Source organism: Cellulomonas triticagri, from assembly GCF_003696205.1.
GTDB lineage: Bacteria > Actinomycetota > Actinomycetes > Actinomycetales > Cellulomonadaceae > Cellulomonas > Cellulomonas triticagri.
In genome coordinates, this window is the sequence record NZ_RFFI01000259.1 from 1 (window position 1) to 1,365 (window position 1,365).

At 79.6% G+C, this 1,365-nt stretch carries 1 protein-coding gene; it reads right to left on the reverse strand.

Annotation, left to right across the window (positions count from 1 at the left end; translation table 11 throughout):
- Nucleotides 1-107: 107 nt before the first annotated feature.
- Complete coding sequence (locus tag EBM89_RS20695) at nucleotides 108-1,304, reverse strand: TadA family conjugal transfer-associated ATPase (protein WP_122151422.1); 1,197 nt, start codon at nucleotides 1,302-1,304, stop codon at nucleotides 108-110.
- Nucleotides 1,305-1,365: the final 61 nt, after the last annotated feature.

Genomic DNA, 1,365 nt, shown 5'->3' on the forward strand with positions numbered 1-1,365 from the left:
CGGACGCCCGCCACCCGATCGCACCCGCCCCACCGGGCCAGCGCGGACGGCGAGCAGCACGGCGGCGACCGCGAGGGCGGCGGCGAGCAGCGATCCGCCCGCCGTCGTCACGCGGGCCGCACCCCGACACCCGAGGCGCCTGGGGGCGGCAGACCGGCGCGGGCCGCGAGCGCGGGCCACCCGGGTCCGGTGGTGGTGCGCCCGTCGGGTCCGACGGTCAGCGCCGCCCGGACCCGCAGCGCACCCGTCGGGCCGACCCGGTCGACGTCACCGATCTCGGCGACCCGGCGCCGCCCACCGTCCCGACGCAGGTGGACGACGGCGTGGAAGGCACTGGCGACCTGGGCCGCGAGGGCGTCCCGGTCGAGTCCGGCGAGGGCCCCGAGCGCGGCGAGCCGGGCAGGGACGTCGGCGACAGCGTTGGCGTGGACGGTGGTCGCACCGCCGTCGTGCCCGGTGTTGAGGGCGCCGAGGACCTCCCGCACCTCCGCGCCCCGGCACTCCCCCAGGACGACCCGGTCGGGTCGCATCCGCAGGGCCTCGCGCACCAGGTCGGCGAGGTCGACCGCACCCGCGCCCTCGACGTTGGCCCGGCGGGCGAGGAGCCGGACGACGTGCGGGTGCCGAGGCGCGAGCTCGCCGGCCTCCTCGACGCAGACGAGCCGCTCGCCGGGGTCGGCGAGGGACAGCAGCGTCGACAGCAGGGTGGTCTTGCCGGTCCCGGTGGCCCCGGAGACGAGGAGGTTCGCGCGCTGGCGCACGAGCCCCCGCAGCACCGCGTCCACGCCGGGGGCGACGGCGCCGGAACGCACGAGGTCGTCCAGCGTGAACGGCCGGTGCCGCACGACGCGCAGCGAGAGCAGGGTGCAGCCGTCGGCCACCGGCGGGAGCACGGCGTGCAGGCGGGTGCCGTCGGGGAGCCGGGCGTCGACCGACGGGCGCGCGTCGTCGAGGCGCTGGCCGCCCGCGGCCGCGAGGCGAACCGCGAGCTCGCGCACGCGCGTGGCGTCGCCGAGGTCGACGTCGGTGCGGGCGAGGGTCCCGGTGCGCTCGACCCAGACGTCCCGGGGCCCGTTGACGAGGACGTCAGTGACCTGGGGGTCGGCGAGCAGGGGTTGGAGCGGTCCGGCCCCGCTGATCTCTGCCTGGACCTCGACGGCGAGCTCGGCGAGGGCGGTGCGGCCGAGGACGCGCCCGCTGTCCCGCAGGGCTCCGGCGACCTGCTGCGCGGTGACGGGCCCGTCCGCCCCGGCGAGTCGCCGCCGCACGTCGGCGACGAGCCTGGCGTCAGCGGGCGGCGTCACGCGGGCGCTCCGAGCAGGCGTCCGGCGAGGCGGGCGACGGCGCGGGCGGGTCCGGCCGGCG